Raw genomic sequence first — 21883 nt, forward strand, 5'->3', positions numbered from 1 at the left:
CGTCCGATCCACACAGCGCTGGAGCCGCCACGATGACCGCCACTCCGTCCACCACCGTCGCCAACCTGCGCGACCTCGGCGGCACCCCGCTCTCGGGCGGCCGCACCGTGCGCCCCGGGCTCGTCCTGCGCTCGGGCCAGCTCGACCGGCTCGACCTCGACGCCGACCCGACGGTGGCCGCGCTGGGGATCCGTACGGTCATCGACTTCCGCAGCGACGCCGAGCGGGCCGACCACCCCGACCGACTGCCCGCCGGGGCGCGCCTGCTGGTCAGCGACGTCCTCGCGGACAAGATGCGGGCCGGGGTGGGCGGCGTGCCCGCCGCCGCGCAGCTCAAGGACCTGCTGTCCGACCCGGCCGTGGCCGAGGAGCACCTCGGCGGGGGCAAGGCGCAGGCCATCTTCGCCGAGGTGTACCGGTCGTTCGTGGTCTCCGCGTCCGCGCAGGCGGCGTACCGGCTGCTGCTCACCGAGGCCGCCGACCCGCAGGCGGGCCCGCTGCTGTTCCACTGCACGGCCGGCAAGGACCGTACGGGCTGGGGCGCGACCGTCGTCCTGTCGCTGCTCGGCGCCGACGAGGAGACCCTGATGGAGGAGTACCTCTCGGTCAATCCCGCGGTGAAGCGGGCCTTCGCGCGGATGATCGAGGGCTTCACGGCGGCCGGCGGGGATCCGGACATCGCGCTGGCCCTGATCGGGGTGTTCCCCTCCTACCTGGAGACGGCCCTGCGCGAGGTCGAGACGCGGTACGGCTCGATGGAGAAGTACGTGCGCGAGGGCCTCGGCGTCCCCGACGAGACCGTCGAGGCGCTGCGGGCCCGCCTCGTCGCCTGAGCCGCCGCGGCCGACGCTCCGCGGGAACGGTTCGTCGGAGTCGTCCGGCGCGCCCTCGCGCACCCCGGCGCGCAGGCCCGAACGGGTGCGCCGGCGACGGGTGACCATCGGACGATTCGCTCGTTCTGCTGAACGTGACTGCGCCGGATACCGCCACCCGCCCCCTGCCCCCCGTGACCCCCGACGTCGAACTGGCCGAGGCCGCCATCGTCGAGCACTACCCCCGGCTGGTGCGGCTCGCCTACCTGGTGCTGCCGCCCGCCCTCGGCCGCAACCGGCGGGTGCTCACCGCCCACTCCCTGACCCAGCGGGCGCTCCCGCGCGGCCGCCGGGGCACCGACCCCGGCACGGTGCGCGGCGGGGTGCCGGCGCAGCGGGGCGAGGGCGGCCCCGAGTCCGGGTACGCGTACGTCCGGCTGCGCGTGCTGCGCTCCGCGCTGGAGGCGGGGATCCCGCTGACGTTCCGGTCGCTGCCGCTGCGCGGCCAACTGCCGCCGCTGCTCCCGCAGGTGTGGGGGCTGCGGCTGTTCCCCCGCTCGGGCGGGGCCGAGGAACTGGCGCTGGACCAGTGGCTGGCGACCCTGAACGGCCCCGGTCGCGCGGCCTGCGTCCTGCGGGCGCTGGAGGGGCTGCCCGAGCCGGAGGTGCTGCGGGTGCTGACCGAGGCCGGGGTCGCGAACCCGGCGGCGGCGGTCGCGGAGTCCGGGGATCCGGTGCACGACGGCCTGTTCGCCTCCCCCGAGTTCGACCCGTGCGTGCTCCAGGCGCGCCCCACCGACCTGCTGCGGCGGCGCCGCTTCTTCCGGGCCTCCCTGGCCGGGGCCGCCGCCCTCGCGGTGTGCGGGGCCCTCCTCGCGCTGCCGGGCGGCGGCTGGGGCTCGGACGGGCCCGCCGCCCCGTCGTACGCGCGCAACGCTGCCGCCGAACAGGCACTTGATCCGGGACAGTTGGTACGGGCCTCGGCCGCAGTCTGGCGTACGTCCTCCCGTACGGACTACTCGGGCTGGCCCGCCCGCGGCGACCGCGTCGACGACACGGAGCTGCTGCGCCGGGCACTCGCCGTCTGGGCCAGGCCCGGCTCCTCCGTCGTGGTCTCGGCGACTCCCGGCAGCCCGACCGGCCCGCCGATGGGCCCGCCGCAACTGCTGTACGCGGGCGCCGTCGACCAGGCCGTCGTGGTCCTGCTGTACGACGGGCTGCGCGTGATCCGGTACGCGGAGCCCCGCTCCGGGACCACCGGAGCCGCCCTCGACTTCGCCCGGACCGACGGCGCCTCGGCGGACACCGCGACCGGGCTGGTGCTCAGCCGCGTCGACGGCAACGTCCGCTACCTCACGGCGCCCTGGGTGCGCGCCGCCGCGCTGCGGGACCTCCTCAAGCCCGGCGAGGCCCCGACGGCGTTGAAGCTCACCCCGGACGGGGTCACGCCGCCCGTCGTCGGCCCGGCGCCCGGGGGCAACTGCACGAGCTGGAACGCGTTGGCGCTGACCGGCGACGGTGCCACGCGACTGGTCACCGACCTGGGCGAGCTGACGCCTGCCCGGCTCACCTCGGGCGCCCCGGGCGCCGAGCGGAACGTGACGGAGGCGGCCGAACTCGGCGAATGGTCGCGGACCGCCTGTCTGTTGCCCTCGGTCCGCTCGCACGGGGTGCGCAGCGTCAACGCGTGGACGTACGCGAAGCAGCCGATGCCGGAGCGCGAGGGCACGGCGACCTGGCTGTGCACCCGGGCGGAGACCTGGCAGGGCACGGCGGACCGGGTGCAGGCCCAGTTCCTGGCGCCGGGCGCGCCGCCGGCGGCGCAGGCGGCCAAGGCCGAGGGCTCGCCGGCGTGCGGGCCCAGGGAGCCGAGGGTGCTGGCGGGCGTCCTGTGGAAGTCCCGAGCGGGCCAGTGGTACGTGGTGGCGGCGGGCAGCGCCCAGTTCGCCTCGCTGTCGGTGAAGGGTGCCGGGGTGAACGGGGCCGCGACCGGGAATCGACTGGCGGTCAAGGCTCCGGCGGGCGCCCAGGTGGACCTGTCGGGCAGGCTGACCGACGGGACGAAGGCGGGGGTGTTGCGCTAGGTCCTGCCGTCGAAGTCGCGCCGGCGAGCGTCGCGGGCACGGTTCGGTCGCGGTGGTCGGCAGGAAGTCGACGCAGAGGGGTTTTCCATCTCGCTACCCCTCAGTACATTGACGCCATGTCTAATACGCCGCTCGCGCCCGCCCCCGTGGCGTCGGAACACATGGACCTCCGGGCGCGGAACGTCTCCTTCTCCTGGGACGCGACCCCGCTCCACTGGCTGCCCGGCGATCCCTTCGCCGGGCACACCATCAACGTGCTGCACCTGCTGCTCCCCGCCGGCGAACGCTGGTTCGTGCACGTCTACAAGCAGGTGCTCCCCCTCATCACGGACGAGCGGCTGCGCGCGGACGTGGTCGGCTTCATCGGCCAGGAGGCCATGCACGCCGCCGCACACGACGACGTGCTCCCCCACCTCAAGCGGCTGGGCCTGGACCCGACGCCGTACACGGCCCAGGTCGACTGGCTCTTCGAGAAGCTGTTGGGCGACCGTACGCTGCCGCCGGGCAGGGCCCGCGACTGGTGGCTGATGGAGCGGGTCGCGATGATCGCGGCCATCGAGCACTACACGGCGTTCCTGGGCGACTGGGTCCTCAACGCCGAGGAGTTGGACCGGCGGGGCGCCGACCCGATGATGCTCGACCTGCTGCGCTGGCACGGCGCGGAGGAGGTGGAGCACCGCTCGGTGGCCTTCGACCTGTTCATGCACGTCGACGGCGGCTACCGGCGCCGGGCCAGGACCTGGGCCACCGCCTTCGCCGCGCTCGCGTTCCTGTGGCAGCGCGGGGCGCGCTTCTTCATGGAGAACGACCCCGAGCTGCCCGTCGCCAAGGCCTCGTTGGGTCAGTTCTTCCGGTCCGGTCAGCAGGGTGTGCTCCCCTCGACGGGAGCCATGCTGAAGTCGATCCCGACGTACCTCTCCCGTACGTACCACCCCTCGCAGGAAGGTTCCACCGCCCAGGCGGAGGCCTACCTGGCGTCCTCGCCGGGCGCCAACGGCGGGGTGCGGCCGTGAGGCGCGCCCTGACCCTCACCGCCGTCGCGGGCGCCGCCCTGCTGACCCGGCGCGCCCTGCGGGGGCGCATCGGCCGCTCGCCGCTGTGGCCGCTGCCCGCCCTGGAGACCCCCGTGTCGGGCTACTCGCCGCGCCGGACCCTGCGCGCCCTGATCGTGGCCCGTACCGAGGCGGCGGACGGGGTCCTGCGACTGACCCTGGAATCCGCGGAGCTCCCCGCGTGGACGCCGGGGGCGCACGTGGACGTGACGCTGCCCTCGGGTCTGGTGCGGCAGTACTCCCTGTGCGGGGATCCCGCCGACCGGGGCCGCTACACGATCGCGATCCGGCTCGTCGAGGACGGCCGGGGCGGCTCCCGCGAGGCCCACGCGCAGCTCGTCGAGGGCGCGGAGCTGGAACTGCGCCCGCCCCGCAACCGCTTCCCGCTCGCGCCGGCGCCCTCGTACGTCTTCGTGGCCGGCGGGATCGGCATCACCCCGATCCTGCCGATGCTGCGGGCGGCCGAGGCGGCGGGCGCGGACTGGACGCTGCTGTACGGGGGCCGCAGCCGGGCCACGATGCCGTTCCTCGCGGAACTCACCGCGTACGGGGACCGGGTCACGGTCCTCGCGCAGGACGAGAGCGGCCTGCCCGACCTGGGCCCGGTCGCCGCCGCCGCCCCGGGCACGCCGGTCTACTGCTGTGGGCCGGAACCGCTGATGGAGGCGGTACGGGCCGCGGCCCCGGCCGCCGTACCGGTCCACCTGGAGCGCTTCGCCCCGACCGCGACCACGGGCGGCGCCACGCACCCGTTCACGGTGGAGTTGAGCCGCTCGGGCCGCACCGTGGAGGTCGCCGCGGACGAGACCACCCTGGCGGCGGTCCGACGGGAACTGCCGAACACCCCGTACTCCTGCGAGCAGGGCTTCTGCGGAACCTGCCAACACCGCGTGCTGGCCGGTGAGATCGACCACCGAGACGAACTCCTCACGGACGGCGAACGCGAGGACTCGATGCTCCTGTGCGTCTCCCGCGCGGCCTCGGACCGCCTGGTCCTGGATTTGTAGGCACCTGTGGGCACCTGTGGTGCCTAACGCGCCGAGGGCCCCGGAGGCGGTTCTTGCCTCCGGGTCCCAGGTGTGCAGCAGTTGGCGCGTATGCGATTGACGGGAAACGATCTGCCCGGCGCCTCGTGGGGGAATCCGGCGGGGCGGCTCGACGGGGGGCGGGGGGACGGTGCGCGCGGTCCGGCGAAGCGGGCGGACGCGGGGGAAGGTGCTCTGGTCAGGGGATGTGGCGGGCGAAGTATGGTGTCCGCATGACAACCGGGGTGCGACGCAGGATGGGTGTCGAGGAGCGGCGGCAGCAGCTGATCGGGGTGGCCCTGGAGCTGTTCAGCCACCGGTCGCCCGACGATGTGTCGATCGACGAGATCGCGGCGGCGGCCGGGATATCGAGGCCGCTCGTCTACCACTACTTTCCGGGCAAGCTCAGCCTGTACGAGGCCGCGTTGCGGCGGGCCGCCGATGAACTCGCGCAACGGTTCGTCGAGCCGCAGGAGGGTCCGCTCGGGGCCCGGTTGCTGCGGGTCATGGGCCGGTTCTTCGCGTTCGTCGACGACCACGGGCCCGGGTTCTCGGCCCTGATGCGGGGCGGGCCGGCGGCCGGGAGCAGCCGGGCCAACGCGATGATCGACGAGGTCAGGCAGGCCGCGTACGAGCAGATCATCGCGCACCTGCGGATCGAGAAGCCGCCCGCGCGGATGGAGCTCGTGGTCCGCACGTGGGTGTCGCTCGCCGAGTCCACGGCGTTGATCTGGCTCGACGGACGGAAGATCCCCCGCAACGAGCTGGAACTCCAGTTGGTGCACGACTTCGCGGCGCTGGCCGCCGTGAGCGCCGCGTACGACGAGGAGATGGCGGGGATCCTGGTGCGCATCCTGGCCGACGAGCCGGCCGACGGGCCGTTCGGGGTGTTGGTCGGACGACTGGCGGCGATCGTGCCGACCACGGTTCCGCGTTCACGCTGATCATGACCACGCCGATCATGACGCGGCGGCCCGGTGGCGGAATAATGCCCGAGTGATCATTGACGACGGAATGTTGTTCCGCCAGGCCGTGGAGAAGGACGCCGGCACGCTGGTGAAGCTGCACGACCAGGCCGCCCGGTGGATGCGCGCCAACGGGATCGACCAGTGGAAACCGGGTGACAGAGACGCCGAGCACTTCCGGGCCAAGATCCGCGAGGGCGAGGTGTGGATCGCCGAGGATGCCGACGGACGGGTCGTGGGTGCCTACGAGTTGTGGTGGTCCGACGAGGAAGCGTGGGGAGTGCAGCCTCCGGTGGCCGGCTACATCCACCGGCTGATGATCGAGCGGAGTGCCGCGCCCGCCGGAGCCGGCATGCGGATACTCGAACACGCCGAGTACCGGATCGCCCGGACCGGTCGGGAGCGGGCCCGGCTGGACTGCGTGTCCACCAACCCCCGGCTGCTCGCGTACTACCAGGGCGCGGGCTACCGGGTGGTCGGCGAATGTCCCTCGAAGCAGGGCAGGAACGGCCGGGTGTACGGGGTGATCCTGATGGAGCGGCGCCTCGACGTCTGAGGCGTCGGTCCTACCCCCGTCCGGCGCCCGCGAGGCACGGGGCGGGCGGCGGGCGCAAGTCCCCGGCGCGCGCCAAGTCGGGCCCCCTCTCGGCCGCGGCGCCCGCAACCGGTTGCCGTCCGCGACGGAGCGCCGGTACAGATGGCCCCGACCAGTCGGTACCAGGAGGGGAAAGCCGTGAAGAGTTCCATGAGCAGGGCCGCGAGCGCCGTCTTGGGCATGGCGTTGGCGGGTGTGCTGGGTGCCACGGGCGTGGCGCGGGCCCAGGACCAGCCGTCGGCGCCGGCCCCGGCGAGCGACAGGGCGGTCGCGAGCGGCGTCGTCGAGGCACCCGCCGCGGTGATCGCGGAGGTGGAGGCGGCGACGGCCAGGCAGCGGTCGTTGGCGCCGAACGCCCGCACGATCTGTTACGCCGCGCACGTGCAGGACGTGGGCTGGCAGGCGGCGGTGTGCGACGGCCAGGTGGCCGGGACGACCGGACAGGGCCGTCGCATGGAGGCCCTGGTGATCGCCACGCGTGGGGTCGGCGGTGTCTGCGCCAACGCGCACCTCGCCGACGTCGGCTGGCAGGGTTGGGCCTGTGCCGGGGAGGGCGCGGCCGTGACGGTGGGCACCACCGGGCAGGCGCGTCGGATGGAGGCCCTCGGTGTGCAGGTCGGCTCCGGCGGTGTGGGGGCTCAGGCGCACGTCGCGAACCACGGCTGGCTGAACGCGGTGGCGGGGAACCCGGTGTACGCCGGGACCACCGGGCAGGCACTGCGGATGGAAGCCGTCCGTATCTGGGTCTGACGTCCGGCACCCGATACCGGGCGCCCGGTGTGCGACGCCCGACGCCCGGTGTACGACGCCTGATGTCTGACGTCTGATGCCTGACACCCGCACCACGTGCGGCGGCGGTGCCGGATCGGGTCCGGCACCGCCGCGTCGCAGGGGAAGGGGAAGGGAAGGTCAGCCGCGCTTGAAGACCGCGACCGTCCGGGCCGGGACGGTGAACCGACCCGTGCTCGTGTCGTACGCGGACCCCTTCACGACCGCGTCGGAACCCGCGGCCTGGATCGGGTGCAGCGCGTAGGCGCGGCCCGCGAGGTCGGCCACCCGCTGGGACTGGGCGGCGGGGGTGGCGTTGAAGACCACCACCAGGTCGCCGGCGGTCATGGTGATCACTCCGGGGGTCTCCCCGGTCCCGGAGAGCGGGAAGCCGATCGTCCGCTGGACGGCGTCGGCCGTGGCCTGGCCGAAGGCCGGTTCCGTCGTACGGATCCTGAGCAGGTCGCGGTGGGCGGCGGAGGTCCCGGTGATCTCGGGGCAGCCGGGGGCCGGGCCGGTCAGGAGGGGCTTCGCGTAGGGCCACTTGGGCTGGTTGTCGGCGGCCGGCGGAAGGCCCCGGCCGAAGCCGTTGCCGTCACGGCAGTCCCAGTGGATGGCGTTGAACCAGTCGCCGCTGTCGAAGGAGTTGCGGTCCAGCGACTTCGAACGCAGCAGGTCCGTGCCCGCCTGGGAGAGGGCCGGGCCCTGCGAGAGGGTCGCGGTGGCCATGGCGAGGACCTGCATGCGGGCCTTGTCCGCCTCCGGGGTGCCCCTCGGGAGCTTGAAGGTCAGGGCGTCGTACAGGGATTCGTTGTCGTGCGCGTCGGCGTAGGCCAGGGCGTCGCCGGGAGCGGCCGCGTAGCCGGCCGGGGCGCCGTTGTAGTCCAGCTCGGAACCCTTGATCCGGCGCCCGGTGGTGTCGGTGAAGGCGTACGAGGCGAGATTGCCCGTCAGCCCGACCTTGATCAGGTCCTGGGCGTGCAGCAGTCGGGCCCGCTGCTCCTCGGGAGTGCCGTTCGCGGGTGAGGAGTTGGGCGCGGTGAACAGGCCGGAGGCAAAGCCCTGGACCCCGGGGTCCTCGTCGAAGGGGCCGCCGCCGCGGACGGCGTCGCGCGAGCGGTCGGAGAAGGTGGCGATGCCGGTGCCGGCCATGTTCTTCTGCGTGGCCTGCACGAACCGGGCGTCGTCGGCGACCTCGCCGAAGTTCCAGCCCTCGCCGTAGAGGACGATCCGCTTGCCGTCGACCCCGTCCTTGGCGACGGTCAGCCCGTCGAGGGCCTTGCGCACGGCCAGGATGTTGTCCTTCGGGTGGTGCCCCATGAGGTCGAAGCGGAAGCCGTCGACCTTGTACTCCCTGGCCCAGGTGACGATCGAGTCGACGACGAGCCGGCCCATCATGGCGTTCTCGGGGGCGGTGTTGGCGCAGCAGGTGGAGGTGGCGACGGCGCCGTCGGGCAGCAGCCGCTGGTAGTAGCCGGGCACGATCCGGTCGAGGACGGACTTGTCCGACTGCCCGGCGGCCACGGTGTGGTTGTAGACCACGTCCATGACCGTGCGCAGTCCGGCGCCGTTCAGCGACTGGACCATCCTGCGGAACTCGACCGTGCGGGCGGTGCCGTTCGGGTCGCTCGCGTAGGAGCCCTCCGGCACGGTGTAGTGCAGCGGGTCGTAGCCCCAGTTGTAGGCGTCCTTCGCGGCGGCGGCGCTCACGCAGGCCTGCTGCTGTTCGCTGTCGGGGGCGTACGCCTTCAGGTCGCAGGCGGGTTCGGTGCGGTCGGCGGGCTTCTCCGGGACGGTGCCGAGGTCGAAGACCGGCAGCAGGTGGACGTAGGAGGTGCCGGCGGCGGCGAGGTCGCGCAGGTGCCGCATGCCGGTCGAGCCGGTGTCGGTGAAGGCCAGGTACTGGCCGGGGTGGGTGGTGGTGCGGTCCGCGACGGAGAAGTCCCGGACGTGGAGTTCCTGGATCTGCGCGGAGGTGAAGGGGACGGGTGCGGGCTTCCTGAGGTTCCGCCAGCCCGCCGGGGCGAGCTTCGGGTCGGTCAGGTCCACGGCCAGGCTGCGGGCGGAGTCGGTGGTCAGGGCGGTGGAGTACGGGTCGGTGACCAGGTTGCGGACCATCCGGCGGATGCTCGGCGCCCAGACGGTGACGTCGTAGCGGTACGGCTTGCCGGTCCAGCTCCGCTCGCCGCGCACGGACCAGACGCCGGTCGCGTCGTCGCGCCGCATGGCGACGCTGCGGCCGTCGAGTTCGAGGGAGACCTTCCGGGCGGTGGGCGCCCAGACGGAGAGGGTGGGGCGGCCGTCCTTGAAGACGGGGCCGAGCGGGGTCGTGTTGGCGTACAGGTCGTCGAGGACGCCGGCGAGTTGCACGCCGGTGGCCGCGAGGACGGCGCCGTTCGCAGCGCGGGCGCTGGCGACGAGCTGGCCGCGCAGGGCCTCGCGGACCCGGTCGCGGTCGCGGGCGTCGACGGTGAAGGCCGGGTACGGGGCCAGGTGCGGGAACTTCTTCTTCTGGGCGGCGGTGAGTTCGGAGCGGTTCAGGCGCAGCCAGGCGGCGCCCTCCTCCTTCAGGGCTCCGTCGTCGACGGTGACGCGGCCCTCGCGGGAGGCGAGGAGCTGGAGGGAGGCGGCGGCCTCGGGGGCCTTCCAGGCGACGGTGTCGCGGTCGATCCAGACGGCCTCGGCCTTGGTGAGGTCCAGGGCGGCGGCCGAACCGGCCGGCTGCGGGAGGAGGTAGCGCTCCTTGCCGCCGAGCATCCACACCTCGTGGCCCGTGGCCTTCAGGTCCAGCGACTGGTCGGTGGGCAGGTCCTTCTCGTCGCCCTTGTGGAGGATGTAGCTCAGGCTCTGGGCGCCTTCGGCGAGCGGAACCTCGTACACCGCGCCGTAGGAGTCGATGCGGGTGGGTTGCAGGGGCTTCGACCAGTCCGTGGGGTTCGCGGCGCCGGCCCAGACGTGCAGGCCCCAGCCGTCGTAGGCGCCGTCGGGGCGCTGGTGGTGCAGGACGGCCTTGGTGGTGTCCTGCGGCGGTTGGGCGGGGCGTTCGGTGCGGGCCGCCTCCTTGCCCTGTTCGAGCCAGATCTCGCCGGTCCGCGCCACGTCGACGGTGCGGTCCGCGGCGACGTCCTTGTTGCCGTCCTTGTCGATGACCAGGTAGTTCACCGAGGAGGCGCCGGGCTTCAGCCGGACGTACGCGAAGGCGCCGTAAGCGTCACGGCCGGTGAACGCGTGCCCCTCGGGCCAGGGCGTGGCCTCGCCCTCGGCGATGTCGCCCCAGGCGTACAGCCGCCAGTTCGCGTAGTCGCCGTCGGGCCGGTTGTAGTGCACCACCGCGTACTCGCGCTGCGTCGCGCCGGGGACCTCGACGGGCGGGGCCTGGCCGGCGACGGACTCGGCGAGGGCGCTCGCGGTGCGACCGGCGGAGTCGACGACGACCGCCTTGTAGCGCAGCGGGGTGCCGGGCGCGGCCGTGACGTGCTGGGTGACCCGGTACGGGGCGTGGTCGGCCGAACCGAGGACCTGCCACTTCCCGGCGCCGGCCTGCGCGGCGAACACGACCCGGTTCAGGGAGCCCCCGGTGACCTCGGCGGACAGCTCGACGGTGCCGGTGGCGCCGGCGGCCGGGGCCTTCAGGGTCAGGGACGGCCGGGTCGCCGGCGGGGCCAGGGGGGCGGTGGCCTGGAGGACCACCGAGCCCAGCGCGGGAACGGTGACGGTGAGCCTGCCCGCGGCGGAGGCCCGGACGGTGCCCGCGTACGGGGAGGTGCCGCCGTACAGGGTGCGGTAGCCGGCGCCGGCCGGCGCGTCCAGCTCCACGGTGCGGGGCCCCGTCGCGTTGTTCGAGGCCACCAGGTACTCGGTACGGGTACGGGCGTCGGTCCGGGCGACCGCGTGGACCGAGTCGGTGTCCAGGCGCGCGCTCTGGACGCCGTCCCGCAGGGCCGGGTGGTCCCGGGTCAGCTTCGCGAGAGCACTGATCTGCCGGTAGAGCGGGTGCCCCGGATCGTAGGCGTCGCTCGCGTGGGTGCGCGCCGTGCCGAGCTGGTCGTCGTCCAGGTAGTCGGCGGTCCGCGAGGCGAAGAGGGGCTGCCGGGCGTCCTTGTCGCCGCCGGCGCCCGTGAAGCCCTGCTCGTCACCGGAGTAGATCACCGGATTGCCCCGGGAGAGGAACATCAACTCGTTGGCCAGCCGGTAGCGGTCCAGCAGCTCCCGCTCCCCCGCCTGCGGCCGGTCCTGCTTCAGGAAGGTCCCGAAGCGGCCCATGTCGTGGTTGCCGAGGAAGGTGACCTGCTCGTAGGCGTTCGCCTTGTCGGTGGTGTACCGGTAGTCGTCGGCCAGCACCGAGCCCAGCCGCGAGGCCCCCGCGCCCTGGGAGGCGTACGCGCGGATCGCGTCCTGGAGCGGGAAGTCGAGGGTGGCGTCCAGCCGGCCCCGGGTCACGTACGGGGAGGTGACGGCGGTGTCGGCGGAGTACACCTCGCCGAACATGAAGAAGTCCTCACGGCCCCGCTTGGCCGCGTACGCGTCCAGGGCCGTGGCCCACTGCGTCCAGAAGCCGGTGTCGACGTGCTTGACCGTGTCGATCCGGAAGCCGTCGATGTCGAAGTCCTTCACCCACTTCTCGTAGATCTTCTCCATCCCGTCGACCACCTCGGGACGCTCGGTCCACAGGTCGTCGAGACCGGAGAAGTCCCCCTGCTCGGAGGACTCGCCGGCGAAGGTGGAGTCGCCCCGGTTGTGGTACATCGACGGGTCGTTGAGCCAGGCCGGGACCTTGACGTTCCTCTTCGCCGCGGGCACGACGGGGGTGAGGGGGAAGGAATCGGCGTCCGTCGCGGGGAACTTCCGCTTCCCCTCCGCGTATGCGGAGTCGTCGAAGGGGACCCCGTCCTTGGTCAGGTACGGGAAGGCGCCCTTGGAGAGGTAGCCGCCGGAGGCCTCGCGGTGACCGATGACATCGGCGGTGTGGTTGGTGATGACGTCGAAGAAGACCTTCATCCCCTTCCGGTGCGCCTTGTCGATCAGCCGCTCCAGATCGGCGTTGGTCCCGAAGTGCGGGTCCACCTGCGTGAAGTCGGTGATCCAGTAGCCGTGATAGCCGGCCGAGACGTCGGCGCCCGCGCCCTGCACCGGCTGGTTCTTGAAGATCGGCGCCATCCAGATGGCCGTCGTGCCGAGCCCCTTGATGTAGTCGAGGCGGTCCGTCAGCCCCTTGAGGTCGCCGCCCTGGTAGAAGCCCTTGTCCGTCGGGTCCAGGCCGGTCTCCAGCCGGGAGCCGGTCAGCCCGCCCCGGTCGTTGCGCGGATCGCCGTTCGCGAACCGGTCCGGGAGGACGAAGTAGAACTGCTCCCGGGTCAGGTCGTGGCGGGCCGGCTCGGCGGCCAGCGCGGCGTCCGAGGGCGGGGCCGGCGGCCGGGAGGCGGCCGACGCCGGGAGGGCGGGCAGGAGCGTCACGGCCAGGGTGGCGGCGATCACTCCCGCGGCGGGGCGTATCAAGGCAAGGACTCCTCGGTCGCGTGTCGGCGTGGGACGAGGACCGCCCGGCGGTGGCGGGGAGTGGGGTGCCGGGCGGCCCTGGTTCGGGGGCGGGGGTCAGTTGCGCCAGGTGTCGGTCAACGTGACCCGACCGCTCGCGGGAACGGTGGCGGAACGGTTGGCGCCGCTCTCCCAGGTGACGTTCCCCGAGGCGTCCTTGCGCACGTACTTGTACGAGAAGGACGTGCCGGGCGGAAGCGTGACGTCGAGCTTCCACACCGGGTAGGCCGCAGGGTCCAGCTTCGGGGCGACGGAGGTGTTCCAGTTCCCGAGCTCGGCCCGGTCACCCGTCACGTGGATGTTCTGGCCGGGGACCGTGGAGGCGTTCACGCCGAACGAGGCCCCGGCGTCCCCGGCCGGCGGCGGGGTGCCGCCGCCGGCGCAGGTGCGGGCGTTCACGTGCAGGGCCACCGCGCTGCCGGCGCCGAGGGTGGCCGTGAAGCGGCCCGCCGAGTCGACCGTGACCGTCCGCCCGCTCTGGACGTCGCAGTAACCGCCCGCCGGGAGGGACGTCTGGAAGGTCCGGGTCAGCGCCGCGCCCTCGTGGTTGAGCGCCACGTACGCCTTGGCGCCGCGCCCGAACGCGATCTGGTCACCGCCGTTGTCCCACCAGTCGGTGACGGACTGGCCGCGCGCGGCGTTGCGGAAGCCCACCATGGAGGAGATCTCCCGCCACGCGTGCTGGCACTTCCAACCGTCGGCGTAACAGGCGTTCACCGAGCCGCCGTTGGGCGGACCGGCGTCCTTCTGGCTCCACTCGTATCCGGAGTGCACGTCCGGCGATCCGTACGGCCAGGCCAGCATGAAGACGTTGGCGAGGGTGTAGGCGGAACCGTCCTTGTAGCTGAGGGTCTCGCCGTTGCGCTCGGTGTCGTGGTTGTCGACGAAGACGCCGGACTGTCCGGAGGGCATGTAGCCCCACGCCTCGCCGAAGTTCTTCAGGTGGGCGAGGCTCTCGCTCTGGAAGACCCGCTTGAGGTCTCGGGCGTAGCGGAACTCCTGGACGTCACCGTTGCCGAGGTACTCGGACGGCGACACCGCCTCGCCCGCACCGAAGATCGCCTCCTGCTTCCAGTAGGCGGAGGGGTTGCTCAGCCGCGACTTGATGTTGGCGAGGTCGGCGGCGGGCATGTGCTTGGCCGCGTCGATCCGGAAGCCGTCGACGCCGAGGGAGAGCAGGTCGTCGAGGTAGCCGGCGATGCGGCCGCGCACGTACTCCTCGCCGGTGTCGAGGTCGGCGAGCTGCACCAGTTCGCAGTTCTGGACGTTGGCCCGGTCCTGGTAGTTGGAGATCGTCGCCCGGCAGTCGTCCATGTCGGCGCCGGAGTAGAGGCCGGGGTAGCCGTACTTCGTGTACGAAGAGCCGCCCGTACCGGTGCCGTCGGCAGCGGCCATGTGGTTGATGACGGAGTCGGCGACCACCTTCACGCCGGCGGCGTGGCAGGTGTCGACCATCGCCTTGAACGCCGTCCGGTCACCGAGCCGCCCGGCGATCTTGTAGCTGACGGGCTGGTACGAGGTCCACCACTGGTCGCCCTGGATGTGCTCCTGCGGAGGCGACACCTGGACGTAGCCGTAACCGGCGGGTCCCAGGCTGTCGGTGCAGGCCCGCGCGACGGAGTCGAAGCGCCACTCGAACAACACGGCGGTGACGTCCTTGGCGCCGGGAGCGGCGGCGAGCGCCCCGGGAGCCTGAACGGTGAAGGTCGCGGCGACAAGTGCGGTGGCGGCGAACAGCGTTGTGGCTCTGGTGGTTCTTGCAGCACTGACGGCTCTGGCAGGCATGCGGGGGCCTCCTGGCGGAAGAGGTGGGGATTGCAGCGACGGTAGGTGCCAGGCCGAACCCCTGCAAGACCTTGCGCAAGGGATTGCAGAATTGTTTCGTCGACGTGTCCCGGTCTGTGCCGGAACGCCGCCGTGGGGGCGGGAGTTGGGGCGGGGAGATGGGGGCGGGGTCTTCGAGCGGGGCAGGGTCGGGGGTGCGGGTGGGCGGTAGCCGCTCGGGCGGGGGTGTGAGGGGTTGGGGGCGTCCCGTCAGTCCACTGTCCTTCCGGTGCGGTCCGGTCCCTCAAGGGCGCTCGCTTCGCTCGCGTCGCTCCGCGATGGCCTGCGGCCACCCTTGACCGACCGGCCCGAACCGAAATGCCAAGACTGTCGGGAAGCCCCCGAAGGATGGCCGGGGGGTGTGCAAAGGGAGGACGGGCCCGTCAGAGAGGCAAAGGGAGGGCTCCGCTCGCAGGGCCCATCGGATCAGAGCCCCAAGACGTCGCCGGCACTCACTCCGGCACGCGCCGGATCGCTACACACTCGCTCTCGGCTCAGCGTCCGCAGGCAGCCTGTGGTCGGGCACAAGCCGCGACGGATCGCTGCACAGTTGGACTCGGTTCAGCGTCTACAGGCCGTCTTGGGGTGGACATGAGCGGCGATCCGGGCGATGGGCGGGCGTGGGAGAGGCGTCTGCGGGTGATCAGGGGCGCACTCGTGGATCGTTGGGTGCTTGACGTCAACCGGGGATGATTCGACCGTCTTCTGTTGCCGTTCGAGCCCTTCTCGCAAGCAGGCAGAGCGTCAGTGCGTGCAGGTGGGTGTTGGTGGAGCGGAAAGACGTCGTCTTCAACCACAGAGTCCGTCAGACCGCCCGCCACTCCCCGTACCCCTGATCAGGGACGCAGAGGCACCCGCTGATCGTGACCCATCACGTCATGACCTCGGGTGGCTTGTGCCCGACCACCGACGGGCCGCAGACGCTGAGCCGAGACCCACCAGACAGCGACCTGCTGCGGTTCATGCCCGACCACAGGCGGCCTGCGGACGCTTGACCGAGAGCAAGTGTGTAGCGATCTGTCGCGACCTCGGGCGCGCCCGCCCGTGACTTCTTGATGTGTTGTTTCGGGGAGTCCTGCGAGCGGAGCCCTCCCTTTGCCTCTCTGACGGGCCCGTCCTCCCATTGCACACCCCCCGGCCATCCTTCGGGGGCTTCCCGACAGTCTTGGCATTTCGGTTCGGGCCGGTCGGTCAAGGGTGGCCGCAGGCCATCGCGGAGCGACGCGAGCGAAGCGAGCGCCCTTGAGGGACCGGCCCGCACCGGAAGGACAGTGGACTGACGGGACGCCCCCAACCCCTCACACCACCGCCCGAGCGGCTACCGCCCACCCGCACCCCCGACCCCCTCAGCCCCCCGACCTCCTCAGCCGCCCGGCCCCTGCCCGGTCGAGCCTCTGACGACCAGTTCCGGTTGGAAGACGTACTCGGTGCGCTGGACGGGTGTTCCCGACACCGCTTCGAGCAGGGCGCCCACCGCGGCCGTCGCCATCGCGCGGACCGGTTGGCGGACCGTCGTCAGCGGGGGGTCGGTGAAGGCGATCAGCGGGGAGTCGTCGAAGCCGACGACCGACACGTCCTCCGGTACGCGCAGTCCTCGTTCCCGGGCCGCGCGGATCACACCGAGCGCCATCGGGTCGCTGCCGCACACGATGCCGGTGCACCCGCGGTCGAGCAGGGCTCCGCCTGCCGCGTGGCCGCCCTCGACGGTGAACAGGGTGCGCTGGATGAGCCCTTCGGCGGCGGCCGAGGGCAGGGCGGCGGTGAACCCTGCCTCCTTGCGCGCCGACGGGACGTAACGCGTCGGCCCGATGGCCAGGCCGATGCGGCGGTGCCCGAGGTCTTCGAGGTGCCGGACGGCCATGTCGGCGGCGGCCCGGTCGTCCGGTGAGATGAAGGGCGCGTTGACGTGCTCGTTGAAGCCGTTGATCAGGACGAACGGCACGCCCCGGGAGGCGAGCCGTTGGTAGCGCGACGGGTCGGTGGAGGAGTCCGCGTGCAGGCCGGACAGGAAGACGATGCCGGTGACCCCCCGCTCCTCCAGTTGCTCGACCAGCTCGTCCTCGGTGGCCCCGCCCGGCGTCTGGGTACAGAGCACCGGCGTGTACCCGTGCCCCGCCAGCGCCTGCTCTATGACCTGGGCGAACGCCGGGAAGATGGGGTTGGTGAGTTCCGGGATGAGCAGGCCGACGAGGCCGTTGCTGCGGCGTTTGAGCCGCACCGGGCGTTCGTAGCCCAGCAGGTCGAGCGCGGCCAGCACCTTGTGCCGGGTGCCGGCCGCGACGCCCGCCTTCCCGTTGAGGACGCGGCTGACGGTCGCCTCGCTGACCTGGGCCTGCGCGGCGATGTCCGTCAGCCGGAGGGGGTTGGTCACCCCTGCCACCACACCGCCGTGTCGCCGGGCAGTACGTCCGCGTCGGTCAGCTCGGCGCTGGCCAGCAGTACCGTGCCGGGCAGCGGCATGCGTACGGGCTCCCCGGTGGTGTTGACCGTGCAGGTGAACGTGCCCCGGCGGAAAGCCAGTACGCCTTCGGGGGCCTCCAGCCACTGCACGGAGTCACCCGCGCCCAGGTCGTCGCGCTCGCGGCGGATGCGCAGCGCGGCCCGGTACAGCTCCAGCGTGGAGTGCGGGTCGCCGGTCTGGGCCTCGACGCTCAGGCCGGCCCAGTCGGCGGGCTGCGGCAGCCAGCTGCCGCCGCTGCCGAAGCCGTACGGGGCCTCGTTGCCCGACCACGGGATCGGTACGCGGCAGCCGTCGCGAAGCCCGTCCTGGCCGTTCTCCTTGAAGAAGGACGGGTCCTGGCGGACGGCGTCGGGGAGGTCGGTGACCTCGGGCAGGCCGAGTTCCTCGCCCTGGTAGACGTACGCCGACCCCGGCAACGCCAGCATCAGCAACGCCGCGGCCCGCGCCCGGGCCAGACCCCGCGCACCGCCCCCGTACCGGGTCACGTGCCGCACCACGTCGTGATTCGACAACACCCACGTCGTCGGCGCACCCACGGGCCGCATGGCGTCGAGGGACTCGTCGATGGCGGAGCGCAGTGCGTCGGCGTCCCAACCGGTGTTCAGGTAGTGGAAGTTGAAGGCCTGGTGGAGTTCGTCGGGGCGCAGGTACAGGGCGGTGCGGTCGGCGCTGGGGGTCCAGGCCTCTGCGACGCCGATGCGGTCGCCGGCGTACTCGTCGAGGACGGTGCGCCAGGAGCGGTAGATCTCGTGGACGCCGTCCTGGTCGAAGAAGGGGAGGACCTGGTTGCCGAGGAGCTTGAGTTGTTCGTCGCGGCCGAGGTCGGGGAGGCCGGGGGCCTTGACGAGGCCGTGGGCGACGTCGATGCGGAAGCCGTCGGCGCCGAGGTCGAGCCAGAACCGCAGGATGGAGCGGAACTCGTCCTGGACGGCGGGGTGTTCCCAGTTGAAGTCGGGCTGCTCGGGCGCGAAGAGGTGCAGGTACCACTCGCCGTCCTCGACGCGGGTCCAGGCGGGGCCCCCGAAGATCGACTCCCAGTCGTTCGGCGGCAGCTCGCCGGCCGCGCCCCGCCCCGCCCGGAAGTGGAAGCGGTCGCGCAGGGGGGTTCCGGGGCCTTCGCGGAGTGCCTGCTTGAACCATTCGTGCTGGTCGGAGCAGTGGTTGGGGACGAGGTCCACGATGATGCGCAGGCCCAGTGCGTGGGCTTCGCGGATCACGGCGTCGGCGTCGTGCAGGGTGCCGAACATGGGGTCGATGGCCCGGTAGTCCGCGACGTCGTATCCGGCGTCGGCTTGCGGGGAGGCGTAGAAGGGGCTGAGCCAGACGGCGTCGACGCCCAGTTCCTTGAGGTGGGGCAGTCGGCTCCGGATGCCTTCGAGGTCCCCCATGCCGTCCCCGTTGGAGTCGGCGAAGCTGCGTGGATAGACCTGGTAGATCACCGCTTCTCTCCACCAGCCGGGCTGGGTACCGGTCGTGGTGGGGAGGGCGTCGGCGAGGTGCTGGGTCATGTCGTCCTTGAAGAGATCGGGCCGGTGATGCGGGAGCAGGCAGGGGTGGTCAGCCCTTGGTCGCGCCTGCGGTCATCCCGGCGACGAGGTGACGCTGGGCGAAGAGGAAGAAGACGGCGGCGGGGATGGCGATGAGGACCGAGGCGGCGGTCATCGCTCCCCAGTTGGAGGTGTACTGCGTGACGAAGGTCTGCAGTCCGCCGGCCAGGGTGAGGTTCTCGTCGCCGACCATGAAGGCGGAGGCGTAGGCGACCTCGCCCCAGGCGGTGATGAAGGCGTAGAAGCCGGTCACGGCGAGGCCGGGTTTGGCCAGGGGCAGGATCAGCCGCCAGAAGGTCCCGAAGGGGTTGAGTCCGTCGACGCGGCCGGATTCGTCGATCTCCACCGGGATGGTGTCGAAGAAGCCCTTCATCATCCAGGCGCAGAAGGGCACGGCGATGGTGAGGTACGTGATGATCAGGCCGACGGGCTGGTTGAGCAGGCCGAGCTGTCCCATGAGGTTGTAGAGCGGGACGATGAGGATGGCCATGGGGAACATCTGCGTGATGAGCAGGGTCCACATGAGGGGTTTCATCCCGGGGAACTTGAACCGGCTGACGGCGTAGCCGGTGGTGGCCGCGATGAACACGCCGAGGATCGTGGTGACGCCGGCGACGAGGACGGAGTTGGCGAACCAGGAGAAGAAGGAGGTCGACTCCACCAGGTAGCGGTAGTTGTCGAGGGTGGGTTCCTTCACGAAGTCGGTGCTGATGGCGTGCTTCGCGGGCTTGATGGAGGTCAGCAGGACCCACAGGACCGGGAAGACCGCGATGATGGACGCGACGACCAGGGTGGCGTGCAGTCCGATGGAGGCGGTCGGGGAGCGGCGTCCCCGGCGGGGTCCGGCCGCCTGTTCCTTGTTCGTGGCGGTCGACACGGTCACCACACCTCTCCCTGCTTGCGCAGCGAGCGCCGGTAGACCAGCGCGAAGATCATGAGCAGGGCGAGGATGAGCACGCCCCAGGTGGCGGAGCCCGCGAAGTCGCGCGGGCTGGACACGAAGGCCTGACGGAAGGCCTGGGTCACCAGGATCTCGGTGGAGTCGCCGGGTCCGCCCCGCGTGAGCAGGAAGATCACCGGGAACATGTTGAAGGTCCAGATGGTGGAGAGCAGGATCACCGTCATGCTGACGGCCCGCAGGCCGGGCAGGGTGATGTGCCGGAACCGCTGCCAGGGGGTGGCGCCGTCCATCTCGGCGGCTTCGTAGAGTTCGCCGGGGATGGACTGGAGGCCGCCGAGGAGGGCGACCATCATGAAGGGGACGCCGAGCCAGACGTTGACGGTGATGACGGAGACCTTGGCCCACGTCGGGTCGTCGAGCCACGGGATGGCGGAGATGCCGCCGCCGTCGAGCAGCTTGTTGAGGATGCCGTTGTCGCGGTTGAAGAGGAACCGCCAGGCGAAGACGGAGACGAAGCCGGGGACGGCCCAGGGCAGGATGAGTGCCATCCGGTAGGCGGCGCGGCCCTTGAAGTCGCGGTTGAGCATGGTGGCCAGGGCCAGTCCGAGCCCGAAGGTGATCGACACGCACAGGACGGTCCAGGTGACTGTCCACACCAGCCGTTGCAGGAACACGGGGTCGGAGAGGACGGCCGCGTAGTTGTCGAGGCCGACGAACTCGTAGGTGGCCTCGATGTGGTTGGCGCCGATCGTGCGGCCGACGTTGCGCTCGTTGGCGTCGGTCAGCGACAGGTAGACGCCTCGCACGAGGGGCCAGCCGATGATGACGCCGAGGACGAGCACCACGGGGGTGATCATCGTCCAGGCGTACCAGTGGGTGGCCAGCGCGCGCTTGAAGCCACCGCGATTCCCGCTGTCAGTCCTGCGGCTCCGGCCGCGGGCCGCGATGTCGTCGCTCTTGGCGCCGTCATCGTTGCCCGCGGCCTTCGCCACCGACTGGCTGGTGTGAGCAGCCATGGTCTTGTTACTTCCAGCCCTTGAGGATCTTGCGGAACTCGACGCCGGCCGCCTTGGCCGCGTCCTCGGGGCTTGCCGCCCCGGTGACCGCCTTGGTGTATTCGACCTTCAGCGGCTCGAAGAGGGAGCCGTTCTCCGGGATCCAGGCGCGCTCGACGGCCTTGTCGACGGCCGGCTTGAAGAACTGGACCATCTCGCCGGCCTTGACGTCCGGCTGCTCGTAGGCGGCCGTGCGGGTCGGGAGCAGGCTCAGGTCCTTGGCGGACTGGACCTGGACCTCCTGGGAGGTCATGTACTCCACGAAGGCGTGGGCGGCGGTGCGGTTCTTGGAGCCGGCGTAGACGGCGAGGTCGTGGCCGCCCTGGGGGGCACCGGCCTTGACGGAGCCGGCCGGGACGGCGGCAACGCCGAGGTTGGCCTTGTCCTTGAACTGGTCGCCGGCGTAGCTGTCGGCCACGGCCCAGGGGCCGTTGATCATCATGGCGACCTCGCCCGACTTGAAGGCGGTCTGCATGTTGACCCAGCCGTCGGTGGCGTTGGTGATCGCCGCGCCGGAGGTGACCAGGTCGCGGGCGGCCTTGAAGGCCTTGACGCCGGCGGCGTTGTCGACGGTGACCGTCTTGGTCTTCGCGTCGACGAGGTCGCCGCCCTCGCCGTAGATCAGCGGGAGGAACCAGTAGGAGTCGTCGCCGCGCAGGTACAGGCCGGCCTTGCCGGTCTTCGCCTTGATGGCGGCGGAGACGGTCTTCAGCTCCTCCAGCGTGGTGGGGGGCTTGACGCCGGCGTCGGCGAGCATCTTCTTGTTGTAGAAGAGGCCGAGGGTGTCGATGACCTGCGGGACGGCGTAGGTCTTGCCCTCGTACTTGCCGCTGGCCGCGGCCTGCGGGAGGAACTCCGTGTCGACCTTCTTGGCGGTCTCGGCGGGTACCTCGTCGAGGTAGCCGAGGGAGGCGAAGTCGGCGACCCAGCCGACGTCGGCGCGGATCACGTCAGGGGCCTCGGAGCCGCTGGTGAAGGCGTTCTTGGCCTTGTTCTGCGCGTCGCCGTACGGGACGTTGACGTACTTGACGGTGACCTTGGGGTGCTTCGCGGTGAACGCCTCGGCGATCTTCTGGAAGCTGGCCTTCTCGGCGTCGTTGGAGGTGTCCCACCACGTCACCGTGCCGGTCAGCTCACCGCCGGCCTTGGTGTCGCCGTTGTCGTTCCCGCTGTCACCGCTGCAAGCCGTCGCCGCGAGCGCCAGGGCCGCGACCAGCGCGGTGGCCGCTATGCCACGCCGCATATGAACTCCTTCGATG

At 71.7% G+C, this 21883-nt stretch carries 14 protein-coding genes; 7 read left to right on the plus strand and 7 right to left on the minus strand.

Annotated features, from left to right (window positions below):
- Positions 1 to 32 precede the first annotated feature (32 nt).
- The 7 genes from ACQEVM_RS27390 to ACQEVM_RS27420 all read left to right on the plus strand — a co-directional run bounded on the left by ACQEVM_RS27390 (position 33) and on the right by ACQEVM_RS27420 (position 7283).
- The gene (locus tag ACQEVM_RS27390; protein ID WP_433083331.1) at positions 33 to 833 is read left to right on the plus strand and encodes a tyrosine-protein phosphatase; all 801 of its coding nucleotides are present in this window, start codon (positions 33 to 35) and stop codon (positions 831 to 833) included.
- Positions 834 to 967: 134 nt separating this feature from the next.
- On the plus strand, positions 968 to 2896 hold the full coding sequence (locus ACQEVM_RS27395; RefSeq protein ID WP_433083333.1) for a hypothetical protein: 1929 nt from the start codon (positions 968 to 970) through the stop codon (positions 2894 to 2896).
- Between the two features lie 116 nt (positions 2897 to 3012).
- A complete protein-coding gene (locus ACQEVM_RS27400; protein WP_433083335.1) occupies positions 3013 to 3909 on the plus strand; it encodes a metal-dependent hydrolase in 897 nt (298 codons plus the stop codon).
- Positions 3906 to 4955 (plus strand): PDR/VanB family oxidoreductase, encoded by a 1050-nt coding sequence (locus tag ACQEVM_RS27405; RefSeq protein ID WP_433083337.1) that lies wholly within the window; start codon positions 3906 to 3908, stop codon positions 4953 to 4955. Before ACQEVM_RS27400 ends, ACQEVM_RS27405 begins: the two co-directional genes overlap by 4 nt.
- Before the next feature lie 251 nt (positions 4956 to 5206).
- Positions 5207 to 5917 carry a TetR/AcrR family transcriptional regulator gene (locus tag ACQEVM_RS27410; RefSeq protein ID WP_433083339.1) on the plus strand — a complete coding sequence of 237 codons (711 nt, stop codon included), beginning with the start codon at positions 5207 to 5209 and terminating at the stop codon, positions 5915 to 5917.
- Positions 5918 to 5969: 52 nt separating this feature from the next.
- Positions 5970 to 6494, plus strand: coding sequence for an N-acetyltransferase family protein (locus ACQEVM_RS27415; RefSeq protein ID WP_433083341.1), 525 nt, complete (start codon positions 5970 to 5972; stop codon positions 6492 to 6494).
- Between the two features lie 177 nt (positions 6495 to 6671).
- Positions 6672 to 7283 carry a hypothetical protein gene (locus ACQEVM_RS27420; RefSeq protein WP_433083343.1) on the plus strand — a complete coding sequence of 204 codons (612 nt, stop codon included), beginning with the start codon at positions 6672 to 6674 and terminating at the stop codon, positions 7281 to 7283.
- Positions 7284 to 7442: 159 nt separating this feature from the next.
- On the opposite strand, the gene pulA is transcribed toward ACQEVM_RS27420, so the two are convergent.
- The 7 genes from pulA to ACQEVM_RS27455 all read right to left on the minus strand — a co-directional run bounded on the left by pulA (position 7443) and on the right by ACQEVM_RS27455 (position 21867).
- A complete protein-coding gene (gene pulA / locus ACQEVM_RS27425) occupies positions 7443 to 12797 on the minus strand; it encodes a pullulanase-type alpha-1,6-glucosidase (RefSeq protein ID WP_433083345.1) in 5355 nt (1784 codons plus the stop codon).
- Positions 12798 to 12893: 96 nt separating this feature from the next.
- Positions 12894 to 14621, minus strand: coding sequence for a carbohydrate-binding module family 20 domain-containing protein (locus ACQEVM_RS27430; protein WP_433083347.1), 1728 nt, complete (start codon positions 14619 to 14621; stop codon positions 12894 to 12896).
- 1402 nt (positions 14622 to 16023) lie between these two features.
- On the minus strand, positions 16024 to 17040 hold the full coding sequence (locus tag ACQEVM_RS27435) for a LacI family DNA-binding transcriptional regulator (RefSeq protein ID WP_351756946.1): 1017 nt from the start codon (positions 17038 to 17040) through the stop codon (positions 16024 to 16026).
- The gene (locus ACQEVM_RS27440) at positions 17028 to 18629 is read right to left on the minus strand and encodes a glycoside hydrolase family 13 protein (protein WP_433083349.1); all 1602 of its coding nucleotides are present in this window, start codon (positions 18627 to 18629) and stop codon (positions 17028 to 17030) included. The genes ACQEVM_RS27435 and ACQEVM_RS27440 overlap by 13 nt, the downstream gene beginning before the upstream one ends.
- Before the next feature lie 49 nt (positions 18630 to 18678).
- Positions 18679 to 19551: a sugar ABC transporter permease gene (locus tag ACQEVM_RS27445; RefSeq protein WP_433083351.1), complete on the minus strand. Its 873-nt coding sequence runs from the start codon at positions 19549 to 19551 to the stop codon at positions 18679 to 18681.
- Positions 19548 to 20585 carry a carbohydrate ABC transporter permease gene (locus ACQEVM_RS27450; RefSeq protein WP_433083353.1) on the minus strand — a complete coding sequence of 346 codons (1038 nt, stop codon included), beginning with the start codon at positions 20583 to 20585 and terminating at the stop codon, positions 19548 to 19550. Before ACQEVM_RS27450 ends, ACQEVM_RS27445 begins: the two co-directional genes overlap by 4 nt.
- Before the next feature lie 7 nt (positions 20586 to 20592).
- Positions 20593 to 21867: an extracellular solute-binding protein gene (locus ACQEVM_RS27455; RefSeq protein WP_433083355.1), complete on the minus strand. Its 1275-nt coding sequence runs from the start codon at positions 21865 to 21867 to the stop codon at positions 20593 to 20595.
- Between the last annotated feature and the right edge of the window lie 16 nt (positions 21868 to 21883).

It is taken from the genome of Streptomyces sp. CA-243310, assembly GCF_050936775.1.
GTDB lineage: Bacteria > Actinomycetota > Actinomycetes > Streptomycetales > Streptomycetaceae > Streptomyces.

Bases quoted from the DNA above. Each gene is read 5' to 3' on its own strand.
- ACQEVM_RS27440 (WP_433083349.1), bottom strand. From the start codon at position 18,629: ATGACCCAGCACCTCGCCGACGCCCTCCCCACCACGACCGGTACCCAG.
- ACQEVM_RS27450 (WP_433083353.1), bottom strand. From the start codon at position 20,585: ATGGCTGCTCACACCAGCCAGTCGGTGGCGAAGGCCGCGGGCAACGAT.
- ACQEVM_RS27455 (WP_433083355.1), bottom strand. From the start codon at position 21,867: ATGCGGCGTGGCATAGCGGCCACCGCGCTGGTCGCGGCCCTGGCGCTC.
- ACQEVM_RS27400 (WP_433083335.1), top strand. From the start codon at position 3,013: ATGTCTAATACGCCGCTCGCGCCCGCCCCCGTGGCGTCGGAACACATG.
- ACQEVM_RS27410 (WP_433083339.1), top strand. From the start codon at position 5,207: ATGACAACCGGGGTGCGACGCAGGATGGGTGTCGAGGAGCGGCGGCAG.
- ACQEVM_RS27430 (WP_433083347.1), bottom strand. From the start codon at position 14,621: ATGCCTGCCAGAGCCGTCAGTGCTGCAAGAACCACCAGAGCCACAACG.
- ACQEVM_RS27390 (WP_433083331.1), top strand. From the start codon at position 33: ATGACCGCCACTCCGTCCACCACCGTCGCCAACCTGCGCGACCTCGGC.